This is a genomic window from Streptomyces liliiviolaceus, assembly GCF_018070025.1.
Lineage (GTDB): Bacteria > Actinomycetota > Actinomycetes > Streptomycetales > Streptomycetaceae > Streptomyces > Streptomyces liliiviolaceus.
This window is the reverse complement of sequence record NZ_JAGPYQ010000001.1, coordinates 4,637,015-4,662,214: the sequence shown is the minus strand read 5'-3', so window position 1 is coordinate 4,662,214 and position 25,200 is coordinate 4,637,015. Positions and strand designations below refer to the sequence as shown.

General features: G+C 71.6%; 13 protein-coding genes and 6 pseudogenes. 15 read left to right on the top strand and 4 right to left on the bottom strand.

What is annotated here, in order from left to right:
* Positions 1–158: 158 nt before the first annotated feature.
* On the top strand, positions 159–12,572 hold the full coding sequence (locus J8N05_RS20385; protein ID WP_210884765.1) for a non-ribosomal peptide synthetase: 12,414 nt from the start codon (positions 159–161) through the stop codon (positions 12,570–12,572).
* A gap of 198 nt (positions 12,573–12,770) precedes the next feature.
* Here the strand turns inward: J8N05_RS20385 and J8N05_RS20380 are convergent.
* Positions 12,771–13,106 (bottom strand): annotated as a pseudogene (locus J8N05_RS20380) (helix-turn-helix domain-containing protein); the annotation flags it as partial.
* 88 nt (positions 13,107–13,194) lie between these two features.
* On the opposite strand from J8N05_RS20380, the gene J8N05_RS20375 reads away from it, so the two are divergent.
* Positions 13,195–14,037 (top strand): helix-turn-helix domain-containing protein, encoded by an 843-nt coding sequence (locus J8N05_RS20375; protein WP_210884764.1) that lies wholly within the window; start codon positions 13,195–13,197, stop codon positions 14,035–14,037.
* Positions 14,038–14,111: 74 nt separating this feature from the next.
* On the top strand, positions 14,112–14,723 hold the full coding sequence (locus J8N05_RS20370) for a dihydrofolate reductase family protein (RefSeq protein ID WP_210884763.1): 612 nt from the start codon (positions 14,112–14,114) through the stop codon (positions 14,721–14,723).
* On the opposite strand, the pseudogene J8N05_RS20365 reads toward J8N05_RS20370, so the two are convergent.
* A pseudogene (locus J8N05_RS20365) lies at positions 14,707–15,009 on the bottom strand (transposase); the annotation flags it as partial. The gene J8N05_RS20370 and the pseudogene J8N05_RS20365 sit on opposite strands and share 17 nt — an antisense overlap.
* Before the next feature lie 17 nt (positions 15,010–15,026).
* Positions 15,027–15,362: pseudogene (locus tag J8N05_RS20360) on the bottom strand (transposase); the annotation flags it as partial.
* A gap of 25 nt (positions 15,363–15,387) precedes the next feature.
* Here J8N05_RS20360 and J8N05_RS20355 point away from each other — a divergent pair.
* Positions 15,388–16,161 (top strand): annotated as a pseudogene (locus J8N05_RS20355) (transposase).
* 73 nt (positions 16,162–16,234) lie between these two features.
* On the opposite strand, the gene J8N05_RS20350 reads toward J8N05_RS20355, so the two are convergent.
* Positions 16,235–16,414 (bottom strand): hypothetical protein, encoded by a 180-nt coding sequence (locus J8N05_RS20350; RefSeq protein WP_210884762.1) that lies wholly within the window; start codon positions 16,412–16,414, stop codon positions 16,235–16,237.
* Positions 16,415–16,588: 174 nt separating this feature from the next.
* Here J8N05_RS20350 and J8N05_RS20345 point away from each other — a divergent pair.
* The 11 genes and pseudogenes from J8N05_RS20345 to J8N05_RS20300 all read left to right on the top strand — a co-directional run.
* Positions 16,589–17,049: pseudogene (locus J8N05_RS20345) on the top strand (transposase family protein); the annotation flags it as partial.
* Positions 17,019–17,189: a hypothetical protein gene (locus J8N05_RS20340; RefSeq protein WP_210890609.1), complete on the top strand. Its 171-nt coding sequence runs from the start codon at positions 17,019–17,021 to the stop codon at positions 17,187–17,189. The pseudogene J8N05_RS20345 and the gene J8N05_RS20340, both read left to right, overlap by 31 nt.
* A gap of 403 nt (positions 17,190–17,592) precedes the next feature.
* Positions 17,593–17,855, top strand: a pseudogene (locus tag J8N05_RS47450) (IS701 family transposase); the annotation flags it as partial.
* A 326-nt stretch (positions 17,856–18,181) separates the two neighbouring features.
* Positions 18,182–18,511 (top strand): TcmI family type II polyketide cyclase, encoded by a 330-nt coding sequence (locus J8N05_RS20335; RefSeq protein ID WP_210884761.1) that lies wholly within the window; start codon positions 18,182–18,184, stop codon positions 18,509–18,511.
* Positions 18,508–19,779, top strand: coding sequence for a beta-ketoacyl-[acyl-carrier-protein] synthase family protein (locus J8N05_RS20330; RefSeq protein ID WP_210884760.1), 1,272 nt, complete (start codon positions 18,508–18,510; stop codon positions 19,777–19,779). Before J8N05_RS20335 ends, J8N05_RS20330 begins: the two co-directional genes overlap by 4 nt.
* Positions 19,776–20,999, top strand: coding sequence for a ketosynthase chain-length factor (locus tag J8N05_RS20325; protein ID WP_210884759.1), 1,224 nt, complete (start codon positions 19,776–19,778; stop codon positions 20,997–20,999). Before J8N05_RS20330 ends, J8N05_RS20325 begins: the two co-directional genes overlap by 4 nt.
* Positions 21,000–21,096: 97 nt before the next feature.
* The gene (locus tag J8N05_RS20320; RefSeq protein ID WP_210884758.1) at positions 21,097–21,366 is read left to right on the top strand and encodes an acyl carrier protein; all 270 of its coding nucleotides are present in this window, start codon (positions 21,097–21,099) and stop codon (positions 21,364–21,366) included.
* 9 nt (positions 21,367–21,375) lie between these two features.
* Positions 21,376–22,164, top strand: coding sequence for a 3-oxoacyl-ACP reductase FabG (fabG, locus tag J8N05_RS20315; RefSeq protein WP_210884757.1), 789 nt, complete (start codon positions 21,376–21,378; stop codon positions 22,162–22,164).
* Between the two features lie 54 nt (positions 22,165–22,218).
* A complete protein-coding gene (locus tag J8N05_RS20310) occupies positions 22,219–23,166 on the top strand; it encodes an aromatase/cyclase (protein WP_210884755.1) in 948 nt (315 codons plus the stop codon).
* 1 nt (position 23,167) lies between these two features.
* The gene (locus tag J8N05_RS20305) at positions 23,168–24,499 is read left to right on the top strand and encodes an FAD-dependent monooxygenase (protein WP_210884753.1); all 1,332 of its coding nucleotides are present in this window, start codon (positions 23,168–23,170) and stop codon (positions 24,497–24,499) included.
* An 11-nt stretch (positions 24,500–24,510) separates the two neighbouring features.
* Complete coding sequence (locus J8N05_RS20300; RefSeq protein WP_210884751.1) at positions 24,511–25,200, top strand: antibiotic biosynthesis monooxygenase family protein; 690 nt, start codon at positions 24,511–24,513, stop codon at positions 25,198–25,200.

Below are 25,200 nucleotides of genomic sequence, written 5' to 3'. Positions count from 1 at the left end.
CGGCGCCCGGGGCCAGGCCATCTACTTCTGAGCCGGACCACTTACTTCTGACGGGTGACAGCCGCCGACCCCACGCCCCGGTGACGCCGGTCGCGCGTGCCCGGAGTCGGTGCGCCGTGCCCTGTGCCGCTACTTCGGGGAAGGACGGAAAGAGGCGTATGCCCAGGTTGCCGAGGCTTCCGCGCGCACTGCAGGACACCAGGGAGGCGGACGGATCGAATCCGCCCTGCGGGGAGGGAAGCATCACCCGCGCACTGGACCCCGAACTGCTCGACGCCGCCCGCTCGTTGGCCGCCGACCACGAAACCGACCTGTTCTCCGTGCTGACAGCCGCCTTCGCGGCGGTGCTGGCCCGGTACGACGGCCCCGAGCTGATCGAGCTCGGCGGCGCGCCCGGCGAGCTGCTGGCGATCACGCCCGGGCGCGAGGACACCTTCGCCGACCTCCTCCGCACCGTCCGGCTGACCGGGCGCCGGCAGGTCGACGAGGAGCGCCACCTGGCCGCCGACGCGGTGTTCCGACCGGCGACCGCCGAGCCGTCGAAGCACCAACTGGTGGTCGAGGTAGGGGAGTCCGCCGAACAGGCCCACCTGGACGTGGCCTTCGACACCGACGCGTTCGACCACGTGACCGTCGAGTGGCTCCTCGGACACCTGACGACCCTGCTGGCCGCCTGCGTCGCCGACCCGGGCCTGCGCCCGCGCACCGAGGCTCCGCTGCTCACGGCCGCGGAGCAGCAGCGGATGCTGGTCGACTGGAACGACACCCCGACCGGGTTCGACCACGACCGCACCCTGCACGCGTGCGTCGCCGAACGGGTCGCGGCCGACCCCGACGGGGTGCTGCTGATCCACCGCGGCACGGCCTGGAGCGCCGGCCGGGTCGACAGGGCCGCCAACCGGCTCGCCCACCGGCTGCGGGCGCTCGGCGTCGGCCGGGGCGGCCGGGTCGCGCTGTGCCTGGACAGGGGACCGGACCTGATGGTGGCGATCCTGGGCATCCTCAAGGCGGGCGCCGCGTACGTCCCGATGGACGCCGACTACCCCGTCGAACGCCTGGCGTACATGATGAACGCCGCCGACTGCCACGCCCTGGTCACCGAGGCGCCGTTGGTGCCGCGGCTGCCGCGCACCGACATCCCGGTGGTGCTGATGGACCGGGACGCCGCGGAGCTGGAGCGGCTGCCGGACCACGCCCCCGAGGACGCCACCGGCCCGGACGACCTCTGCTACATCATCTTCACCTCCGGCTCCACCGGCCGGCCCAAGGGCATCGCCATCCGGCACCGGGGCGTCGTCAACAACCTGCCCGACATCAGCGCCACCGCCGGGGTCGGCCCCGCGGACCGGGTGATCGCGCTGTCCTCGCCGAGTTTCGACATGTCGGTCTACGAACTGCTGGGCCTCGCCGTGGCCGGCGGCTCGGTGGTCTTCCCCGACCCGGGCCGCAGCAAGGATCCGGCGCACTGGCACGACCTGGTGCGCGAGCACGGCGTCACGGTGTGGAACTCGGCGCCCGCCCTGCTGGAGCTCTACGTCGAGCACGTGCGCGCGCTCGGCGACCGGACCGGCATCCGCACCGTGATCCTGGGCGGCGACTGGAGCCTGCCGGACCTCCCCGAGCGCCTGGAGGCCCTCTCCCCGGGCATCCGGGTGCACGTCTTCGGCGGGTTCGCCGAGGTGTCCATCTCCTCCACCTGGTTCCCGGCGGGCAAGCCGCTGCCGGGCTGGTCGAGCATCCCGTTCGGACGGCCGATGGCCGGCCAGCGGCTGTACGTGCTGGACGCGGCGAAGCAGCCGGTCCCGGTCGGCGTGGTGGGCGAGATCCACATGGCGGGCCTGGGCGTCGCCGAGGGGTACTACGGCGACCCGGAACTGACGGCGACGAAGTTCTTCGAGTGGTCGCACGGCCCGGTGCGCGCGGAGCGCCTGTACGCCACCGGCGACCTGGCCAGGTTCCACCCCGACGGGCTGGTGGAGCTGGTCGGACGCATCGACCACCAGGTCAAGATCCGCGGCGTGCGGGTCGAGCTCGGCGAGATCGAGTCCGTGCTGCGCGAGGACCCCTCGGTGGCCCGCGCGGTGGCCCTCGCCCGCAAGGACGCCGCCGGCGACCAGCGGCTGGTGGGCTACGTGGTCGCGCGGGCCGGCACCGGGATCGATCCGGCGGCGCTGCGGCGGCGGATCCGCACCTGGCTGCCCGAGCAGATGGTGCCGTCCGCGATCGTGGTCCTGGACGAGCTGCCGATCAGCCCGAACGGGAAGGTCGACCGCAAGGCGCTGCCGGCGCCCACGTACACGGTCGCGGGCGGCCGGGAGCCGAGGGACGCCGCCGAGCGGGAGCTGTGCGCGCTCTTCGCCGAGCTGCTCGGCGAAGAGCGGGTGAGCATCGACGACAGCTTCTTCGACCTCGGCGGCAACTCGCTGCACGGCATCCGACTGGTGCGGCGGCTGCGAGCCCGGTACGACGCGGACCTGTCGATCAGGACCCTGTTCGACGCACCCACCGTCGCGGAGCTGGCCGCCCGGGTCGGGGGACGAGCCGGCCGGCGGCGCGCGCCGCTGACACCGCTGCAGCGCCCCGACCCGCTGCCGCTGTCCCTGGCGCAGCAGCGGCTGTGGTTCGTCGAGCAGCTCAACGGGCCGTCGGCGCTGTACAACATCCCGTTCAGCTTCCGGATCACCGGCCCGGTCGACACCGCGGCGCTGAACGGGGCGCTGCGCGACGTGGTGGAGCGGCACGAGGCCCTGCGCACCGTGTTCGTGGCCGACAGCGGGATGCCGCGGCAGCGGATCGTGGCCACTCCGGCCGCCGAGGACCTGGTCCGGCAGATGCGCCTGCCGGCCGCCGAGCTGGACGCGGCCGTCCGGTACGCGGCCCGGCAGGAGTTCGACCTGGCCACCCAGATCCCGTTCCGGGCCTGGCTGTTCGAGACCGGTCCGGAGCTGCGCCGGCTGCTGATGGTGGTCCACCACATCGCGGGCGACGGCTGGTCGATGCGGCCGCTCGCCGACGACCTGACGGCCGCCTACGCCGCCAGGTGCGTGGGCCGGGCGCCCGGGTGGGCGCCGCTGCCGGTCCAGTACGCCGACTACACGCTGTGGCAGCGCGACCGGCTCGGGGCGGTGGACGCGCCGGACACCCCGCTGCACCGCCAAGTGCGTTACTGGCAGGAGCAATTGGTCGACCTGCCGGAACGGGTCGGCTTCCCCGCCGACCGTCCGCGTCCGGCCGTCGCCTCGCAGAACAGCGCAACGCTGCCGCTGACCGTCCCCACCGAGCTGCACGAGCGGCTGACGGAGCTGGGCCGCCGCACCGGCACCACCTTGTTCATGGTGCTGCACGCGAGCCTGGCGGTGCTGCTCACCCGCGCCGGCGCGGGCACCGACCTGGCGGTGGGCACGATGGCGGCCGGCCGCACTGAGGACGAACTCGACGACCTGGTCGGCTTCTTCGTCAACACCCTCATCATCCGCACCAGCACCGCGGACGACCCGCGCTTCACCGACCTGCTGGCGCGGGTGCGGGAGACCTGCATCGGCGCCGACGAGCACCAGGACCTGCCGTTCGACCGGCTGGTGGAGGCGCTCAACCCGGTGCGCTCGACCGCGCACCACCCGCTGTACCAGGTCAGTCTGACGCTCCAGAACACCCCGGATGCGCGGATCGAGGTGGTGGGCGCGGAGGTCTCCGCGGAGATCCTGTCCACCGGGAAGCTGCTGACCGACGTGCACTTCGACGTCACCGAGTCGTGGACCGACGACGGCCGGCCCGGTGGCATCCGCCTGGTGGCGCACTACGCCCTGGACCTGTTCGAGGCGGAGTCCGTCCGCTCCCTGCTGGAGGGCTGGGTCGCGGTCCTGGCGCAGGCTGCCGACGACCCGGCGACCCGGGTCGGCGCGTTCCCCACGCCCGGCGGGCGGGAGCCGGCCCGGATGCCGGCGCGCACCGGCGCGGGTGCCGGCCCGGATGCCGGCGCTCTCGTGCCGGAGCCGCTGGACGCCCTCGCGGGCGACAGCCGGGCCCCGCGCGACGGCCAGGAGGCGCTGCTGAGCCGGCTGTTCGGCGAGGTGCTGGGCGCCGACCGGGTGTCGATCGACGACAACTTCTTCGCGATGGGCGGCCATTCGCTGCTCGCCACCCGGCTGCTGAGCCGGATCCGCGCCGCGACCGGCGCCAGACTGCGGGTGCGTCAACTGTTCGAGGCGCCGACCGTCGCCGAACTCGTCCAGCGGCTGCGCGACAGCGCCCCGCCGCGCGAGCCGCTGACTCCGCAGGTCCGCCCGGAGCGCATCCCGCTGTCGTACGCGCAGCGCCGCCTGTGGTTCCAGGACCGCCTGCAGGGCCCGTCGGCGACGTACAACATGCCGCTCGCGCTGCGCCTGGACGGGCGGCTGGACAGCGCCGCGCTGGAGAGCGCGCTCGGCGACCTGGTGCGCCGTCACGAGTCGCTGCGGACGGTCTACCCGGACGTCGAGGGCGCTCCTGAGCAACGCATCGTCCCGGCCGCGGAGGTGTCCGTCGGGCTCGACCGCCGCCGGGTGGACGCCGCGGACCTGGAGGGTGAGCTGCTGGCGGTCTCCACCCACACCTTCGACCTGGCGCGCGACCTCCCCTTGCGCGCCTGGCTGTTCGAGGTGGCGCCGGAGCGACACGTGCTGCTGGTGATCGTCCACCACATCGCCGGCGACGGCTGGTCGCTGGTGCCGCTGGCCGAGGACCTGATGGCGGCGTACGCGGCGCGGCGCTCGGGCGGCGAGCCGGGCTTGACCCCGCTGCCCGTGCAGTACGCGGACTACACGCTGTGGCAGTTGGCGACGCTGGGGGCCGGCGACGACCCGGCGAGTGTGATGTCCCGGCAGGTCAACTACTGGACGGAGCACCTCGCGGGGCTACCGGAAGTGGTGTCCTACCCGGCCGACCGGCCGCGGCCCGCGGTGGCCTCCTACCGGGGCTCGATGGAGACTTTCGAGCTGCCCGCCGAACTGCACCGGGAGCTGGTGGCGCTGGCGCAGGGCTCGGGCGCGACGCTCTTCATGGTGGTGCAGGCCGCGATGGCGGCGCTGCTGACCAGGATGGGTGCGGGCACGGACACCGTGGTCGGCGCGCCGATCGCGGGCCGGCTCGACAACGGCCTGGACGACCTGGTCGGGTTTTTCGTCAACACCCTGGTGATCAGGACCGACACCGGCGGCGACCCGACCTTCGCGGAACTGCTGCGGCGGGTCCGGGAAACCTGCCTGCTGGCGTACGAGCACCAGGACGTGCCGTTCGACCACCTGGTGGAGCGGGTCAACCCGCGCCGCTCGGCCGCCCACCACCCGCTGTTCCAGATCATCCTGGCGGTGCAGAACAACAAGGCCCCCGACTTCGCCCTGGCGGACCTGGACGTCGCCTACGACGCGCCGCCGACCGGCCGCACCCAGTTCGACCTGCACGTCGACCTGTTCGAGCGGTTCGACGAGGCCGGTCGGCCGGCCGGTGTGACCTGCAACATCGACTACGCGACCGACCTGTACGACGCGGCGGGCGTAATCCGGCTGTTCGAGCGCTGGCAGCGGATGCTGGCCGGGGCGGCGGCCGCGCCGGAGACCCGGCTGAGCCGCCTGCCGCTGCTCGCCCCCGCCGAGCGCGCCGAGCTGCTGGTCGGGCGCAACGACACCGCCCACCCAGTGCTCGACGCCCCGCTGACCGAGCTGTTCGCCGCGCAGGTCCGCAGGGCCCCGGACGCGGTCGCGCTGGTCTCCCAGGGCGGGGAGTGGACGTACCGGCAGCTGGACGAGCGGGCCGACCGGGTGGCGAACTGGCTGCTCGCCCGGGGCACCCGGCCGGAGGACCCGGTCGCCGTCGCCCTGCCCCGCTCGCCGGAGCTGCTCGCCGTCCTGCTCGGCGTCCTCAAGGCGGGGGCCGCGTACCTTCCGGTCGACCTCGGCCATCCGGACGCCCGCATCGACTACGTGATGGCCGACGCGCGCCCGGTGTGCGTCGTCACCGGCGCCGACGCGGTCGAGCGGCTCGCCGCGCTGGCCCCCGGCGCGCACGTCGCCGACCTGGGCTCGGCGCTGGACGGCCCCGCCGGCGGCGGCGCGCTGCCCGTCGTGCGGCCGGACCAGCTGGCCTACCTGATGTACACCTCCGGTTCCACCGGCCGCCCCAAGGGCATCGCGACGACCCACCGCAACGTCGCCGAGCTGGTGCAGGACCCGGCGTGGGGTAGCGGGCACAGCCGGGTGCTGGCGCACTCCCCGCACGTGTTCGACGCCTCCACGTACGAGCTGTGGGTGCCGCTGTGCGCGGGCGGCACGGTGGTGCTCGCTCCGCCCGGCGCGGCCGACCCGGCCGTGCTGACGGGGTGCATCGAGGAGTACGGCGTGACGGCGGCGTGGATGACGGCGGCACTGTTCACGGTGGTTGCCGCGGAGTACCCGCAGCGGCTGCGTACCCTGACCGAGATCTGGTCGGGCGGAGACGTGGTGCCTGCCTCGGCGGTGGCCCTGGTCCGGGCGGCGGCGCCAGAGGTGCGGATCGTCGACGGCTACGGGCCGACCGAGACCACGACGTTCGTCCTGCACTTCCCCATCGACGCGGACACCGACCTCGGCGCCGGCGTCCCGGTCGGCCGGCCGCTGGCCAACACCCGGGCCTATGTCCTGGACGGGGCGCTGGAGCCGGTGGCCGACGGCGTCGCGGGCGAGCTGTACGTCGCGGGCGCGGGCCAGGCCCGCGGCTACCTGGGGCGGGCCGCGCTGACCGCCGAGCGCTTCGTCGCGAACCCGTTCGGGCCGCCCGGGTCACGGATGTACCGGACCGGGGACGTGGTCCGCTGGTCCGCGCGGGGGCAGCTGGAGTTCATCGGCCGCGCCGACAACCAGGTGAAGCTGCGCGGCCACCGGATCGAGCCCGGCGAGGTCGAGGCGGTGCTGCGGGAGGACCCGGCGGTGCTGGCCGCCGCCGTGGTGGTGCGCGAGGACGTCCCCGGCGACCGCCGTCTGGTCGGCTACGTGGTGCCGATGCCGGACGCGGACACCGACCCGGGCGACTTCGTGGCCGACTGGGAGGCGACGTACGAGACGCTGTACGGGGACGAGGGCGCCGTCGGGTTTGGCGCGGACTTCTCAGGCTGGAACAGCTCCTACACCGGCGGACCGATCCCGCTCGCCGAGATGCGTGAATGGCAGGCCGCCACCGTCGGCCGGATCCTCGCACTGGAGCCGGGCAACGTGCTGGAGATCGGCGTCGGCACCGGCCTGCTGCTCAGCGAGCTGCTGCCGCACGTGGAGTCTTACTGGGCCACCGACTTCTCCGCCTCCGTGATCGACCGGCTGACCCGTCAGCTGCGCGACACCGAGTGGGCCGGGCGCACCCACCTGTCCACCCGCGGCGCGGACGACTTCGAGGGCCTGCCCGCCGGGCACTTCGACACCGTCGTGATCAACTCCGTGATCCAGTACTTCCCGTCCGGCGACTACCTGGCGCGGGTGCTGGAGGGCGCGCTGGCGCTGCTGCGGCCCGGCGGGCGGATCTTCGTCGGCGACGTGCGCAACCGTATGTCGCTGCGCGCCTTCCACGTCGCGCTCCAAGCCGGGCGCTTCGGCGCGGACGCCGAGGCGGCACGGGTACTGGAGGCGGCCGACGCGGTGTTGCGGCTGGAGCGGGAACTTGTCGTCGATCCCGGGTTCTTCGCGGCGCTGACCGGGCGCGCGGACGTCGGCGGGGTCGATGTCCGGCTGAAGCGGGGCCTGGGCCGCAACGAGATGTCCCTGCACCGCTACGACGTGACGCTGCACAAGGCGCCGGTGCCCTCGCACCCGGTGGCGCGGCTGCCCGAGGTGGCGTGGCCGGGTGGCGGCCTGGCAGCCGTCGAGGAGATCGTCGCGGCGCACACCGGCGGCGTCCGGATCCGCGGCCTGCTCAACGAGCGGACCGCGGCGGAGTGGCACGCCCTGCGGGCGCTGGAGGACGCTGCTCCCGGGGCCCGGCTCGCGGACCTCCCGGAAGCCGACACCGGGCATGCGCTCGATCCCGAGTCGCTGCACGCCTGGGGCGACGCCGACGGCCGGGCGGTGGCCACCACCTACTGCGGGGACCGCGCCGACCTGTTCGACGCGGTGGTGCTGCCTGCCGAACTGGCCACCGCCCCGCTCGACGGGCTGTGGCAGGCGGAGTCCCGCTCGGGCGCGCTGGTCAACACGCCGACCCGGACGATGGCGGCGGGCCGGCTGATCAAGGTGCTGCGCGCCGGGCTCGCCGAGCGGCTGCCGGAGTACCTGGTGCCCTCGGTGCTGATGCTGATCGACACCATCCCGATGACCACCAACGGCAAGGTCGACCGCCAGGCGCTGCCCGCACCCACGTACACCGGCGACGGCTCGGGGCGCAGCCCGCGCGACGACCGCGAAGCGCTGCTGTGCGACCTGTTCACGGAGGTGCTGGGCGTCGACCGGATCACCATCGACGACAGCTTCTTCGACCTGGGCGGCCACTCGCTGCTCGCCACCCGGCTGGTCAGCCGGGTCCGCACCGCGCTGGGCGTGGAGCTCCCCGTCCGGGCGCTGTTCGAGGCGCCGAGCGTCGCCGACCTGGCCCAGCGCCTGACCGGCGGGACGCGGGCCAGGCCGGCGCTGGAGCGGGCGGTGCGGCCGGCGACGCTGCCGCTGTCGCACGCACAGCAGCGGATCTGGTTCGAGCACAGCCTGGAAGGCCCGTCGCCGACCTACAACATGCCGTTCGCGTTCCGGCTGACCGGCGACCTGGACACGGCGGCGCTGCGCGCGGCGGTGGACGACCTGGTGGCGCGCCACGAGCCACTGCGTACGGTCTTCCCGGTGGTGGACGGCGTACCCGAGCAGTATGTGCGGCCGGCCGTCGAGGCCATGGCGCCTTTCACCGAGGAGACGGTGCCGGCCGCGCAGTCCGCGGCCCGGCTCGCCGCGGCGGCCCGGCACGCCTTCGACCTGGCGGCCGAGATCCCGGTCCGGACGTGGCTTTTGCGGACCGGCCCGGACGAGCACGTGCTGCTGATCCTGATCCACCACATCGCCGCCGACGGCTGGTCGATGGGCCCGCTGGCCCGCGACCTGGTGACGGCGTACACGGCCCGGCGCTCCGGCGGCGCGCCGGCCTGGGACGCGCTGCCGGTCGAATACGCCGATTACGCCCTGTGGCAGCGGCAGTTGCTGGGCGATCCCTCCGACCCGCACAGCGAGTACACCCGGCAACTGGAGTACTGGGCGCAGCAGCTCGCGGAGCTCCCGGACGGCGTGGGCTTCCCCACCGACCGGCCGCGGCACACGGCGACCTCGCAACTGGGCGCAACCACCTGGCTGGAGGTGCCCGCCCGGGTGCACCGGGGGCTGGCGGAGCTGGCTCGCGGTCAGGGCGCGACGACGTTCATGGTGCTGCAGGCGGCCATGGCGGCGCTGCTCACCCGCTACGGTGCGGGCACCGACATCGCGATCGGTACCGGCATCGCGGGCCGCACGGACGAGGCACTGGAGGAGCTGGTCGGGTTCTTCGTCAACACCCTGGTGATACGGACCGACACCTCGGGCGACCCGCGGTTCGTCGACCTGGTCGCGCAGGCGCGGGAGACCGGCATCGCCGCGTACGAACACCAGGACCTGCCGTTCCACCAGGTGGTGGAGCGCCTGAACCCGGAGCGCTCGGCGTCGGGGCACCCGCTGTTCCAGGTGGCGTTCTTCCTGCAGAACAGCCCGGTGGAGCGGTTCACGCTGCCCGGGATGGAGCTGGAGGTGCAGGAGGCGCCCACCGGGAACTCGGTGTTCGACCTCTTCTTCAGCGTCTCCGAGCGGCCCGACCGGGGCGGTCTGGACGTGATGGTCCAGTACCGCACCGAGCTGTTCGACGCGGCGACCGTGGAGCGGATCACCTCCCGCTGGACGGCCGTGCTCGACTTCGTCCTGGCGCACCCCGAGGCCGCCCTGTCGAAGATCGACATCGTCTCGCCGGACGAGCGGGCCGAGCTGCTCGGCAAGCGCAACGCCACGGAGGCGGTGTACCCGGAGCAGACCGTCGCCTCGATGATCGAGGAGTGCGCCCGGACAACACCCGACGCGCCGGCGGTCGAGGACGGGTCCACCGTTCTGACGTACCGTCAACTCAACCTGCGGGCGAACCGGTTGGCACGCCTGCTGGCCGAGCGGGGAGTCCGGCCGGAGGACCGGGTCGGCGTCCATCTGGCCCGCACGCCGGACCTGGTCGTGGCGCTGACGGCACTGCTGAAGCTCGGCGCCGCCTACCTGCCGCTCGACCCGGCGTACCCGGACGACCGGCTGGCGTACCTGCTCGACGACGCCCGGCCCCGGCTCTGCCTGACCGCCGGGCGCCCCGCGCGGGTGCTCGACGGCGTGCAGAGCATCGCGCTGGACGACGATGGGACGGCGGCGGCGCTGGCCGCACAGTCGGACCAGGACCTGGACGCGGCGCCGTGCCACCCCGAGCAGAGCGCGTACATCATCTACACCTCGGGCTCCACCGGCCGCCCCAAAGGCGTCCTGGTGCCGCACCGTGCCCTGCACAAGCTCGCCCAGGAGTACCGCGCCCTGATGCCGCGCGAGCGGCGGGTCGCCCAGTTCGCCGCCGCCGGTTTCGACGTCTCCCTCCAGGAGATGTGCACGGCGCTGGCGTCCGGCGCGACCGTGGTGCTCTGCCCCGACACAGTGCGGCGCGATCCGCAGGCGCTGGCCGCCTGGATCGGCCGTCGGTCCGTCACCGAGCTGCACCTGCCGAACATCGCGCTGCAGGCGCTGGTCGACGCGCTGCCCGGGACCGAGGACGACCTGGCCCCGCTGACGCACATCGTCCAGGCCGGCGAGGCGATGGCGCACTCGGCGTCGCTGCGCCGCGCGCTGGCCCGCAACCGCGCCCTGACCGTGCACAACGAGTACGGACCGACCGAGACCGGCATCGTCGTCATCGCGTGGCGCGGGCGAGAGCTGCCGCCGTCGTCCCCCGAGGTACCGATCGGCCGACCGATGGCGAACGTGCGCGTGTACGTGCTGGACCAGTGGCTGGGCCCGGTGGTCGACGGCGTGATCGGCGAGCTGTACCTGGCGGGCGCCACGGTGGCCAACGGATATGTGGGGCAGCGGGGGCTGAGCGCGTCCCGGTTCGTCGCCGATCCGTACGGGCCGCCCGGGTCGCGGATGTACCGCACCGGCGACCTGGTGCGCTGGAATACCGCTGCCGAGCTGGAGTTCCTGGGCCGGACGGACGACCAGGTGAAGATCCGCGGGTTCCGGATCGAGCCGGGCGAGGTCGAGGTGGCGCTGCGCGAGGAGCCGGGGGTGGCCGCAGCCGCGGTGACCGTCCGCGAGGACGAGCCGGGCAACCGCCGGCTGGTCGGCTACGTCGTCCCGCCACCGGGCGGGGCGATCGACACGGTCACGCTGCGGCGGTCGCTGGAGCGGCGGCTGCCGGCGCACCTGGTGCCGTCGGCGCTGGTGGAGATCCCGGCGATCCCCGTCACCCGGAACGGGAAGCTCGACCGGCGCGCGCTGCCGGCCCCGGGCCGCCCGGCCGGTAGCGACGGCCGCGCGCCCCGCGACGAGCGCGAGCGGGCCCTGTGCGCGGTGTTCGCCGAGGTGCTGGGGACCGATGAGGTGACCGTCGACGACAGCTTCTTCGAACTCGGCGGCCACTCGCTGCTGGCGACCCGCCTGACCGGCCGGATCCGGTCGGTTCTCGGCATCGACGTGCCGGTGCGGGTGCTGTTCGAGACGCCCACCGTGGCGGGCATCACCGCCCGCCTCGACGGCGCCACCGGCCGCGACGCCTACGCCCCGGTGCTGCCCCTGCGCGAAAAGGGAGATGCCGCCCCGCTGTTCTGCGTCCACCCACTGGGCGGCCTCGGCTGGCCGTACGTCGGCCTGCTGCCGCACCTCGACCGGGCGGCCCCGGTGTTCGCGCTCCAGGCGGAGGGGGTCGCCACCACCCCGGCCGGCTACGTCACCCTGGAGCACATGGCCGAGGTCTACGCGGAGCGGATCGTCCGCGCCCACAGCGGCCCGGTCCACCTTCTCGGCTGGTCCTTCGGCGGAAAACTGGCCCACGCCACGGCCGTTCGGCTGGAATCGCTCGGCGTGGAGGTGCCGTCGCTGACCATCATCGACGCGAGCCCGAACCCGGCCGGGCACCGTGAGGAGAGCGTGTACCTCGACATCCTCGGCATGCTCGGCCTCGGCCGCGACGAGATCGACGACTCGATGCTGGAGTTCGAGGGCTTCATCGCCGCCCTGCGCTCCCATGCCGCGCCGCTGGCCGAACTGACCCGTGAGCAGGTGGGCAACCTCGCCGAGATCATGGCGGGCCACCTGGCACTGGCCGGCCGGCACAGCGTCGGCGTCTTCCACGGCCGCACCACCCTGATCGCGTCCAGCCTCACGCTGGCGGCCGGCACGGCCGGTACGGTCGGCGCGGAGGACTGGGCGCCGTACCTCGCCAGGCAACCCCGCTACCAGGTGGTCGACTTCGAGCACCTGCACCTGATGATGCCCGAAGCCCTGGAGGTCATCGGTCCGCTGGTGAACGCCACGCTCACCGACCAGGCCTGACCCCAGGCCTTCAAAACGCCGCCGACCACCGCCGATCCCGGTGGCCGGCGGCGTTCCGGCGTTCGGGCGTTCCCGGACGGTTCGAAGATGAGACCGGGTCGTCTCGCCGACCGGAGAGAGCCGATGCGCCGGAGCTCCGTGGGGGAAGGCCGTATGCCCGCGGACTCCGCTCCCGGCTCCCTTAGGGCTCGCAGAGAATCAACATGCTGGTTTGATCTTTGTGGGGCTGCTGTTGGTGAGGAGCGCGGTGACGTCAGCGGGTGTGCGGAACCTGGCTGTCGAGGGTGGAATGGTGTAGCCGTGCTCGGCCAGGAGGGGCTGGACTTGGTGAACGGCCCTGGTGAGGGTGCTGGTGTTGACCCCGAAGAGCTGGGCGATGAGGTCGCGGGTGCCGAGTTGGCGCAGGTAGAGCACGGTGGCCAGGACTCTGTCGAAGGTGGTCAGCCTGTCTCTGGCCCCAGCGCCCCGAGCACGGATGCGCTCGCCTCCTCGTTGTCGGAGCCGTCCTTGCTCGCGTAACTCGTCCAGAGATCTTCAATGGTTGAGGTTACCGCGGAGAGGATCGATGGCAGGGCCGGCGACGTCCCTCGCGCACTGAACGGTTGTCGGGCACACTGTGCCGGTGGAATACGTCGGCCGGGTGCCCTGTCCGCCCCTCGACCGGTTCGTCGACGACATCTACTGCCTGACCGGGGTGCCGCGCCATCGCCGGATGAACATCCCGCCGATGCCGTCGGCGCACCTGTTCCTCAACCTGGGCGGGCCCGTCCGCCTGTGGGACTCCGACCCTGTGGTGCCGTCGGCTGTGTTGGCCGATGGGTGGTTCTTGGGCGTATGGACCAGGCGTTTCCTCGTCGAGTACCCCGCACGGGTGCGGCTCGTCGGGGTGCACTTCAAGCCGTGGGGGATGTCGCCGTTCCTAGACATGCCGGCGAGTGAGCTGCGGGACCGATGGGTGCCGGTTGACGCCGTCTGGCAACGGTCGGTGGACCGGATTCGCAACCAGGCCGGCGACATCGCGTCGGCGACCGAGACACTGCGGGTGCTGGAAGCGGAGCTGCTGTCGCGGCTTGCCGAGGCGCCGTCGCGCGGTCTCGACCTGGTCCTGCACGCAGGCGGGCGTTTGGAGACGTCCAACGGAACGATCCCGATCGGTGCGCTGACCGCGGGCGCCGGGGTAAGTGGCAACCACCTGGCCGCGCAGTTCAAGGCTCATGTCGGGGTCACCCCGAAGCGGGTGGCGCGGATCTACCGCTTCGCGCGGCTGATCATGTCCGTGGACGCCCTGCGTCCGGTCGACTGGTCGGAGCTCGCGCACGCGGCAGGCTACTTCGACCGGGCTCATTTCAGCAGGGAGTTCAAAGACTTCACCGGCCACACCCCGACGGAGTACCTGGCCCTGCGGCGCCGATTCCCCGCCGAGCAGGGGTTCCCGCCGGACGCAGGTCCGATGCCCGCTGATTGATTTCTTACATGCCCGGTCGCCTCCCGGGGCGACAAGATCGGGGGTGAACACGCAGAGAGAGTCGAGGAGGACCCGTGGGCACAGTGATCATGCACAACGTGGTGTCGGTGGACGGCTTCATCGCCGATGCCAACGACGACGTCGGGCCACTCCACGAGTGGTATTTCAGCGGGAACACCCCGATCACCGAAGGCGGCGACCAGCAGTACGACCACTCTAGCGTCGGAAGCGGCTTCCAGGTCTCACGTGCATCGGCGGAGTACGTCCGGCCGATGTGGGAGTCGATCGGCACGATCGTGATGGGCCGCCACTTCTTCGACCTGATGAACGGCTGGGAAGGCAACCAGCCCGCCGGCGACCACGTGGTCGTGGTGTCCCATCGGCCCAAGCCCGAGGGCTGGCACCCTGAGGCGTCGTTCCACTTCGTCGACGGCGTGACGGCTGCGATCGACAAGGCCCAGGAGCTCGCCGGTGAGCGAGTCGTCGCTGTGAGCGCCGGCGAGGTGGGCGGTCAGATCCTCGCGGCCGGCCTCGTGGACGAGGTGGCCATGGACGTGGTGCCGGTGGTCTTCGGGTCGGGCAAACGCTACTTCGGCAGCATCGACGGCCAGCAGCTGCTGGAGAATCCCCACGTGGTCATCCAGGGCGACCGGGTGCTGCACCTCAGGTTCAAGGTACGCCGCTAGAGATCTTCAATGGCTTAGGTTGCGGCGGTGTAAGGTCCAGGCCGGTCTTCGCGAGGAAGCCCTCGATGAGGCTCGTGCGGTACTGCATGCGCTTGAGGCGGGTCTTGACCATGGCGTTCAGCTGGTCGATTCCGTGCTTGGCGAGGTTCGCCAGTGACCGTTTGAGGTGGGACCACACCGCCTCGACCGGGTTGAGTTCGGGTGCGTACGGCGGCAGCTGGTAGACGGTGAGCCAGTCCCGGTTCGCGACCAGCTGCCGCATCGCGCGGCTGACATGGGTGTTCAAGATGCCCCTATGTTGCGTCAAGTGGCAGCGGTTGCGGCGGTGGAGGCAGTCGTCGGTTGGATCTGCCGGTAGATCTCTCGGGCCACGTAGCGTTTGAGGCAGCGGATGATCTCGCGTTTCGACATGCCCTGCTTCGTGCGTCGTTCGAGGTAGGTGCGCGTGCGGGTGTCACGGCGGAGACGTGTCACGACGATGCGGTAGAGGGCTGCGTTGGCCTGGCGGTTGCCGCCGCGGTTCAGTCGTCGTCGCTGGGTCTTTCCGGAGGACTGTTCGACAGGGCTGACGCCACACAGAGCAGCGAAGGATGCCTCGTTTGCCAGCGGCTCCGGGTTGTCGCCGGCGGCGATCAGCAACGCCGAGGATCACGTCCTCCGCCGGCTGTTGTTCTGGCCGTCCTGGATAGAGCCCTTCACCGAATTGAGCGCCCGCTGCTTCGGCAAGTTGGTTGCCTCGGTGCGACGCGAGGAAGCTTCGGATCAGCAGCGCGGCTGGCCCTGGAGTCTGCTGTTGGAGGACCGTGTCCTGTTGGTGACGGTGTACTGGCGCACGAACTTGACGATGCGGCGACTTGCTCCGTTGTTCGGGATCTCCAAGTCGGCCGCTGACCGGAATCTCGAAGTCAGCCGTGGACAGGATCCTGGACCACCTCGCGCCGCTGCTGACGATCTCGCCGGCCCGCCGCAAACGGGAAGACACCGTGTACATCGTCGATGGCACCTTGGTGCCCACCCGGGGCCGGAGCATCGCAGCAAGAACTATCGCTACTCGACGAACCTCCAGGCGGTCATCGACGCCAACAGCCGCTTGGTCGTGGCGATCGGTGAACCGCTGCCTGGCAGCCGTAACGACTGCCGGGCTTTCAGCGAGTCCGGAGTGGACCGGGCATGCCGCAGTGTTCCCACCATCGCCGAGGGCGGCTACCAGGGCACCGGGCTGCTCATCCCGCACCGCAAACGGCGAGGCCAGGAGCGTCTGAGTCTGCAGCAGGAGGCCGAGAACGCCGTCCATCGACGGGGCCGGGCCCGTGTCGAGCGCTCCCTGGCCCGCGTGAAGAACTGGAAGGTCCTGCGGGACTGCCGGCTTAAGGGGAATGGCGTTCGCCTGGCCATGCTCGGCGTTGCGCGCCTGCACAACATGGCCCTCAGCAGATAACTCAGCCCTCATACGGGACAACCGTCTAGGTGACGGCCACGACCTGACCGTTGACGTACATCCCGACAGGTCCTCAGTTGTCGTGGTAACCGGCAGGCGTGAAACTGCCCTCGTGGTGGCCGGTGGGTGCGACGCCGCCGTCTATGTGACCAGCGGGCTGAAGTCGGTGGCTGTCCCATGGCTGCGCGAGCGCCGACGCCGCCGGAGCCACACCCATCACCACGGCTGCAGTGGTGATGAGGATGGTGATCATACGTTTACGCATTTCCTTCCCCCTTATGTTGGACAGCGGGATCCATGGCGGGCCGCCGATACCACTGTCCATTCTCTCTGAACCCGCAGGGAATTGTCGTGTTGTTTTTCAGCGTCTGCCGCACTGTCCTTGTTCAAAGTGCCGTGCCACCACGCCATGAAGCGCAGGTCAGCGCGGGTGCTGCTGGTGGCGACGTACGGGCGGACGAACCTGACGTTGCGGTAGTTGGAGCCGATGTTCGGGGTGTCGAAGTCCGTGGCTGACAGGATCCTGGACTACCTGGCACCGCTACTCGCGATCCCGCCGGCCCGCGGCCGCGCGAGCACGCCGTTCGCGTTGTCGACGGCACCCCGGTACCCACCCGCGACCGCACGGTCGCAGACTTGAGCAAAACCACCGGTGCTCGACCAACCTCCCAGGCGTCATCGGCGCCAACAGTCGCTTGGTCATGGTTATCGGCCTGCTCCTGCCCGGGAGCCGCAACGACCACCTGCCTGCGCGTCCCGCACCGCAAACGACGCGGTCAGACACACCTCAGCCTGCCGCAGGAAACAGGGGACGCCGTCCACCGTCGGGCCCGGCCACGGGTCGAAAAGGCCCTGTCGTGGCTCAACAACGCGACACCTTTATCAGACAGGCCCAGTCGGGCGGGACGCACTTGCTGGACCAGCCGCTCAACGCGGTGCAACTGACCACGAACGGCGACTTCCAGGCCGACGGTTCTGGACGTCGGCTCTTCGAGGTGCTGCTACGCGACTTGTCGAAAGGCCGCTGAATGAACGGGGGGACGGTCTGCGGGTCACCGTCGTCTCCCCGGGTTTCGTCCGCACGGACTTCGCGGACCCCATGCTCCCGGCACTGCGGGAGCGGATCGTGGAGCAGATGGAACAGATGGGGCTCTCGCCCGACGCGGTGGCCCGCGCCATCGCGTTCGCCATCGAGCAGCCGGAAGGGTGTCGATGTGGGAGACATCGTCGTCCGCCCCACTGCCCAGTCCTGAACCACCTGACACCTGGTCGTGACTGACGCCGAGCGGCAGACAGGTCCGCGGGCCGGTGGGTGCACGAGGCGCCCCATGGCTGTCGCCGTCGTGCCGCCTCCCTGGCCGCGCCACGCGGTCGACGCGGCGCGCGTGACCGACACGTGAAAAGGGAGGAAGCCGCCGAGTCCGGAACATGGGCCGGCGCTTCGAGCTTGAGCAGGTGGACGTTTTCGCGTTGTGGCCACCACCCGGCACGACACCGCCGTCACCCGCTGGGCCATCGACCAACCCGTCCACGACATGTTCCCGGCCGGTCGCAGCAGAAGTGGAGACGCCGTTCCCGCGGTGACGGCATCCACGGCGGCGCAGCTATGGAGGGGCGCGCGTGGAAGTGCCTTCCGGCACCGGCCCGACCGCCGGCACCGGGTCCGCGCCGCCGCGGCAGCCGCGGACCCGAAGAGGTCTCCCAGCCGGTCCCAGCCCAACAGGAGCGCCCGGTGCAGGATATGAAGCCACTCCCCGCACCTCCCGTGACGATCGTTTGACCCGCCCCGCAGTTCTCTGTCTCGCCCGTAGCTCGCTCTGTCGTGGACCTGCGCCCGTTTGACCTTTCTGCGCAGCCCTCCGAAAAGCCCTGACGAAGCCCTGAACCGGCCTCCCTTGAACACGGCCCCCGCGCCCCGGAGGCTTGAAGCTGCGGGTCGATGTGGGCAGCTGAGGGACGCCGGACGCGACCTGCACCGTCGGGATGTCATGGTCATTACATGAGCGGGGAGTGGGTACGTATGCACAGCACCTTGATCGTCGCCAGGCTGGAACCGGGCGCGAGCGTGAACGTGGCCGACCTGTTCGCCGATTTCGACGCGACCGAGATGCCGCACAGGATGGGGACCAGGCGGCGCCAGCTTTTTCACTATCGGGGCCTGTACTTCCACCTTCAGGACTTCGACGAGGACAACGGGGGAGAGCTGATCGAGGCGGCGAAGGCCGACCCCAGGTTCGTCGGGATCAGCAACGACCTTAAGCCGTTCATCGAGGCGTACGACCCGGCGACTTGGCGCTCACCGGCGGACGCGATGGCGACACGGTTCTATGCGTGGGAAGCGTCCGCGTGAGCGCGCGTCGCGTCGTCATCACGGGGCTTGAGGTACTGGCGCCGGGTGGCGTGGGCGCCAAGAACTTCTGGAACCTGCTGAGTGAGGGGCGTACGGCGACTCGCGGAATCACCTTCTTCGACCCTGCGCCGTTCCGCTCCCGCGTCGCCGCCGAGATCGACTTCGATCCGTACGAGCACGGCCTCACCCCGCAGGAAGTGCGCCGCATGGACCGGGCCGCCCAGTTTGCTGTGGTCGCGGCGCACGGCGCGGTCGCGGACAGCGGGATCGAGTTCGCCGACCTCGACCCGTACCGCACCGGCGTCACCGTCGGGAGCGCTGTCGGCGCCACGATGGGCCTGGACGAGGAGTACCGCGTCGTCAGCGACGGCGGTCGGCTCGCCCTCGTCGACCACGCGTACGCGGCACCGCACCTCTACGACCATCTGGTGCCCAGTTCCTTCGCCGCCGAGGTGGCCCGAGCGGTCGGCGCCGAGGGCCCCGCCACCGTCGTATCCACCGGCTGCACCTCGGGCATCGACTCCGTCGGGTACGCCGCTGAGCTGATCCGCGAGGGAGCGGTGGACATCATGGTCGCCGGCTCGTCGGACGCGCCGATCTCCCCGATCACCATGGCCTGCTTCGACGCGATCAAGGCCACCACCCCCCGCCACGACGACCCGGCCCACGCCTCCCGCCCCTTCGACGGCACCCGCAACGGGTTCGTGCTCGGCGAGGGCGCGGCCGTGTTCGTGCTGGAGGAACTCGACAGTGCTCGCAGGCGGGGCGCCCACATCTATGCGGAGATCGCCGGGTACGCGACCCGCTCCAACGCTTACCACATGACCGGACTGCGCCCCGACGGGGCGGAGATGGCCGAGGCGATCCGGGTCGCCCTCGACGAGGCGCGGCTGCCCGGCGAGGCCATCGACTACATCAACGCGCACGGTTCGGGCACGAAACAGAACGACCGTCACGAGACAGCCGCGTTCAAACGCAGCCTCGGGGCGCATGCCTACCGCACCCCGGTCAGCTCGATCAAGTCGATGGTGGGCCACTCCCTGGGCGCGATCGGCTCCATCGAGATCGCCGCCTCGGTCCTGGCCATGGAGTACGACGTCGTGCCGCCGACCGCCAACCTCCACACCCCCGACCCCGAGTGCGACCTCGACTACGTGCCGCTCGACGCCCGCGACCAGCTCACCGACGCGGTACTCACCGTCGGCAGCGGGTTCGGCGGGTTCCAGAGCGCGATGGTGCTGGTCCAGCCGGAAAGGAAGCAGGCGTGAGCACGGCGACCGTCGTGGTGACCGGACTTGGCGTCGCCTCGCCGACCGGGCTCGGTACCCGCGAGCACTGGGCGGCCACATGCGAGGGCCGCAGCGGCATCGGCCGCCTCACCCGCTTCGACCCGTCCGGCTACCCGGCGAAACTCGCCGGCGAGATCACCGGGTTCACCGCCGAGGAGCACCTGCCGAGTCGGCTCATCCCGCAGACCGACCGGGTGACCCGGCTCGCCCTCGCCGCCACCGACTGGGCGCTGGCCGATGCGGGCGTACGCCCCGACGAGCTGGCCTCCTTCGACATGGGTGTGGTCACCGCGAGCGCGTCCGGCGGCTTCGAGTTCGGCCAGAACGAGCTGCGCAAGCTGTGGAGCCAGGGCAGCCAGCATGTGTCCGCGTACCAGTCCTTCGCCTGGTTCTACGCCGTCAACAGCGGCCAGATCTCCATCCGCAACGGGATGATGGGTCCCAGCGGTGTCGTCGTTAGCGACCAGGCCGGCGGCCTCGACGCGGTGGCCCAGGCCCGGCGGCTGATCCGCAAGGGCACCCGTCTTGTCGTGTCCGGTGGCGTCGACGCCTCCCTGTGCCCCTGGGGCTGGGTCGCGCAGCTCGCCGGCGGCCGGCTCAGCACCAGCGAGGACCCCGCCCGCGCCTACCTCCCCTTCGACCCTGACGCCCGCGGCTATGTACCCGGCGAGGGCGGCGCGATCCTGATCCTGGAGGCCGCCGAGGCCGCCCGCGCACGTGGCGCGCACTCCTACGGTGAGATCGCCGGGTACGGCGCCACCTTCGACCCCAAGCCCGGCAGCGGGCGTCCGCCCGGCCTGCGCAAGGCCGTCGAACTGGCCCTCGCCGACGCGGGCGCCGAGCCCTCGGACGTGGACGTTGTATTCGCCGACGCGGCCGGTGACCCCGAGCTCGACCGCGCCGAGGCCGACGCGCTCACCCAGGTCTTCGGCCCGCGCGGCGTCCCGGTCAGCGGCCCCAAGACCATGACCGGCCGCCTCTACTCGGGCGCCGCCTCCCTCGACCTTGCCACCGCCCTGCTCGCGCTGCGCGACGGGATCGTTCCCGCCGCCGTCAACGTCAAGCTCTCCCCCGAGTACGACATAGACCTGGTGGTCGACCAGCCGCGCCGCCTCGGTCTGCGTACCGCGCTGGTCCTGGCCCGGGGATACGGCGGCTTCAACTCCGCCGTCGTCCTGCGGGCGCCCGCTCCGCACTGACCGCCCCGCCCGAAGGGCCCTGTCCCCACACGCGCCCCCACCACATCCCGAAGCCTCGCGCGCGCCACCCAGCCAGCCCTCACCGGAAGGACCCTCCGTGTCTGCCGACGCGTTCACCCGCACCGATCTCACCCGCATACTCCTGGAAGCCGCTGGCGCCGAAGAGGGCTTCGACCTCGACGGCGACGTCCTGGACACCGAGTTCACCGCGCTCGGCTATGAGTCGCTAGCCCTCCTGGAGACAGCCGGCCGGATCGAGCGCACGTACGGCATCGCCCTCGACGACGACCTGCTGACCGACGCGCTCACCCCGCGCGCCCTCATCGGCGTCGTCAACGACCTGCTGACCGTCGCCCGCACCGTCTGAGAGGCCACCATGACCACGACCACCACCGGCCGCGTCGCTCTCGTCACTGGCGCCACCAGCGGCATCGGCCTGGCCGTCGCCCGACTGCTCGCCGTCCAGGGGCACCGCGTGTTCATCGGTGCCCGCGACGCGGAGAACGTCGAGGCCACGGTCAAGGAACTCGTTGCCGAGGGGCTCGACGTGGCCGGAACGACCGTCGACGTCCGCGAACCCGATGCCGTACGGGAGTTCGTGCGGGCCGCGCTGGAGCGGTTCGGGACGATCGATGTGCTCGTCAACAACGCGGGCCGGTCCGGCGGCGGTGTCACCGCCGATCTCGCCGACGAGCTGTGGGAGGACGTCATCGAGACGAACCTCACCAGCGTCTTCCGGCTCACCCGCGAGGTCCTGACCACAGGCGGGCTGCGCCACAAGGACCGCGGCCGCATCATCAACATCGCCTCCACGGCCGGCAAGCAGGGCGTCGTACTGGGCGCCCCCTACTCCGCGTCGAAGCACGGCGTCGTCGGCTTCACCAAGGCCCTCGGTAACGAACTCGCGCCCACCGGCATCACCGTCAACGCGGTCTGCCCCGGGTATGTCGAGACGCCGATGGCGCAGCGGGTGCGGCAGGGGTACGCCGCCGCCTACGACACCAGCGAGGACGCGATCCTGGAGAAGTTCCAGGCGAAGATCCCGCTCGGCCGGTACTCGACCCCGCAGGAGGTCGCGGGCCTGGTCGGCTACCTCGCCTCCGACCTCGCCGCCTCCATCACCGCACAGGCCCTCAACGTCTGCGGCGGCCTCGGCAACTTCTGACCAGGCCCCAGGACCGACGCGAAGGAGCCCGACCATGACGAAGGAGCCCTGAGCATGACAACCCGTGAGGTCGAGCACGAGATCACCGTCGGCGCCCCCGCGGCGGCCGTCTACCGCCTCATCGCCGACGTGGTGAACTGGCCCCGGATCTTCCCGCCCACCATCCACGTCGACCAGGTCGAGCACACCGGCGCCGAGGAACGCATCCGGATCTGGGCCACGGCACACGGCGAGGCCAAGAACTGGACCTCCCGCCGCACACTGGACGCGCAAGGCTTGCGCATCACCTTCCGGCAGGAGATCAGCCACCCGCCGGTCGCCGCGATGGGCGGCGCCTGGATCATCGAACCGCTCGGTGACCACAAGGCCCGGGTCCGGCTCACGCACGACTACCGCGCGGTCGACGACGACCCGGAAGGGCTCGCCTGGATCGACGAGGCCGTCGACCGCAACAGCCGCTCCGAACTCGCCGCGCTGCGTACCAACGTCGAAGCCGCCCATGCCGCCGAGGACCTGACGTTCTCCTTCACCGACAGCGTCACCGTCACCGGCGCCGCCAAGGACCTCTTCGACTTCGTCAACGAGGCCGACCGGTGGGCCGAGCGGCTCCCGCACGTCGCGTCCGTACGCCTCACCGAGGACACCCCGGGACTCCAGACCCTGGAGATGGACACCCGCGCCAAGGACGGTTCCACGCACACCACCAAGTCGTACCGCGTGACCTTCCCCGACCGGCGCATCGCCTACAAGCAGGTCACCCTGCCCGCGCTGCTGACCCTGCACACCGGCGTGTGGACCTTCGAGGAGACCGGGGAAGGCACTGTCGCCTCCTCCCAGCACACCGTCAGTCTGAACACCGACAACATCACCGCCGTCCTCGGCCCCGAGGCGACCGTCGCCGACGCCCGGACGTACGTCCACACCGCCCTGTCCACCAACAGCCTCGCCACCCTCGGCCACGCCAAGGCGTACGCCGAGACGCTCGCGGGAGAGCGGGGCTGACATGCCCGACACCCAGGTCGTGGTCGTCGGCGCGGGCCCCGTCGGACTGCTGCTCGCCGGGGAACTGCGCCTCGGCGGCGCCGACGTCGTCGTACTCGAACGGCTCGAAGAGCCCACCACCGAGTCGCGGGCCTCGACCCTGCACGCCCGCACGATGGAGATCTTCGACAGCCGGGGGCTGTGGGACGGGGTGGACGGCCCGGCGAGTGACCCGCACGGGCACTTCGCCGGGATCCCGGTCGACCTGACACTGCCCGGCAGCCGGCCGGGGCTGTGGAAGGTGCCCCAGTTCGACACCGAACTGCTGCTCGCGCGCCGGGCCGCCGGGCTCGGTGCCGACGTACGGCGCGGGCAGGAGGTGCGGACGGTCACCGACACGGGCGCGGACGTCGAGGTCGAGACCGGCGACGACGTCGTACGCACCGCCTGGCTCGTCGCCTGCGACGGTGAGGACAGCACCGTACGCCGCCTCCTCGGCGCGGACTTCCCCGGCCACGAAGCACGGCGCGAACTGCTGCGGGCCGACGTCACCGGGATCGACATCCGCGACCGGCGCTTCGAACGGCTGCCGGACGGACTGGCCGTCGCCGCGCGCCGGGCCGACGGGGTGACGCGGGTGATGGTGCACGAGCACGGCGCGCCGGTGCCCGTACGGACCGGTCCGCCCGCGTACGACGAGATCGCCCGCGCCTGGAAGCGCGTCACCGGCGAGGACGTCGGCGCCGGCACCCCGCTGTGGGTGAACGCGTTCGACGACACGACCCGTCAGCTCACCCACTACCGGCACGGCCGCGTCCTGTTCGCGGGCGACGCCGCGCACCGCCAACCCCCCATCGGCGGTCAGGCCCTCAACCTGGGCCTGCACGACGCCTTCAACCTGGGCTGGAAGCTCGCCGCCGAGGTCACCGGCCGCGCCCACCCGGACCTCCTCGACACCTACCACGCCGAACGCCACCCGGCCGGTGCACGCGCCCTGTCCATCATCGAGGCGCAGGCGCTGCTGCTGTTCGGCGGCCCCGAGGTGGAACCCGTACGTGCCCTGCTCACCGAACTCATCGGCCACGAACCGGTCCGCGCCCACCTCGCCTCGACGATCGGCGGCCTCGACGTCCACTACGACGGCGTCGGCGCCCGTTGGCCGCACAGCACCGAACCTCTGCGCGCCGGACGGGGGTTGCTCCTCGGACCCACCGACCTCCCGGGCGGCGTCCCCCACGCCCCCGCCGAGCACTGGACCCTCGTACGGCCCGACGGGCACACCGTCTGGGCGGACCCGTCCGACCCGCCGCCCCCAGAGGTGCTCGCCCGCTGGTTCACCCCACCGACGACCTAAGGAAACCCGCCATGCCCCTGATCTCGCCCGACGACGGCTACCTGACCGTCTTCAACCTCTTCGAGACGGACACCCGGCCCCTCCAGGACGACGTGCTCGCCGCGATGCGCGACATCATCGACCACGCCGACTATCCCGGCTGGATCTCCTCGACGCTGCACTCGGGCGTGGACGAGCCGGGCACCGTCAACTACATCCAGTGGCGCAGCGCCGCCGACCTCAAGGCCCGCTACGAGGGCCAGAAGTTCCAACGGAAGACCGTACCGCTGTTCCACAAACTCGCCCGGACCGTACGCCTGTTGAAGACCGAACTCGCCTTCACCCAGCACCACCCCGCGCTGCACCGCGGCATCGAGATCGCGCCGGAACGCGACGACTACACCGTCGTGATCGTCCTCGACACACGCCCCGAGGACCAGAAGGACCTCCTGGAGACTCTCGCCGAACCGGACGAGTGGATCACGACCGTCCCCGGCTACCGCTCGCACACCTACTTCCGGGGCGTGGAGGGCACATACGTCGTCAACTACGCCCAGTGGGACAGCAAGGAGGCGTACGACGCCTTCCACACCCTTCCCGAGGAGCAGCGGCCTGCCGACGTCCGCCGGGGCCGGGAGCGGGCGCGGTCCCTCGTCACCGGGCGGCAGGCCAACACCTACCGGGTGACACACGCGCGGTCGGCCATGCCGGCGAAGGACTGA

What these genes read in the sequence shown, in the direction of transcription:
- J8N05_RS20310 (WP_210884755.1), top strand. Translation starts at nt 22,219, where the DNA reads ATGACAACCCGTGAGGTCGAGCACGAGATCACCGTCGGCGCCCCCGCG.
- J8N05_RS20300 (WP_210884751.1), top strand. Translation starts at nt 24,511, where the DNA reads ATGCCCCTGATCTCGCCCGACGACGGCTACCTGACCGTCTTCAACCTC.
- J8N05_RS20335 (WP_210884761.1), top strand. Translation starts at nt 18,182, where the DNA reads ATGCACAGCACCTTGATCGTCGCCAGGCTGGAACCGGGCGCGAGCGTG.
- J8N05_RS20350 (WP_210884762.1), bottom strand. Translation starts at nt 16,414, where the DNA reads ATGATCACCATCCTCATCACCACTGCAGCCGTGGTGATGGGTGTGGCT.
- J8N05_RS20305 (WP_210884753.1), top strand. Translation starts at nt 23,168, where the DNA reads ATGCCCGACACCCAGGTCGTGGTCGTCGGCGCGGGCCCCGTCGGACTG.
- fabG (WP_210884757.1), top strand. Translation starts at nt 21,376, where the DNA reads ATGACCACGACCACCACCGGCCGCGTCGCTCTCGTCACTGGCGCCACC.
- J8N05_RS20385 (WP_210884765.1), top strand. Translation starts at nt 159, where the DNA reads ATGCCCAGGTTGCCGAGGCTTCCGCGCGCACTGCAGGACACCAGGGAG.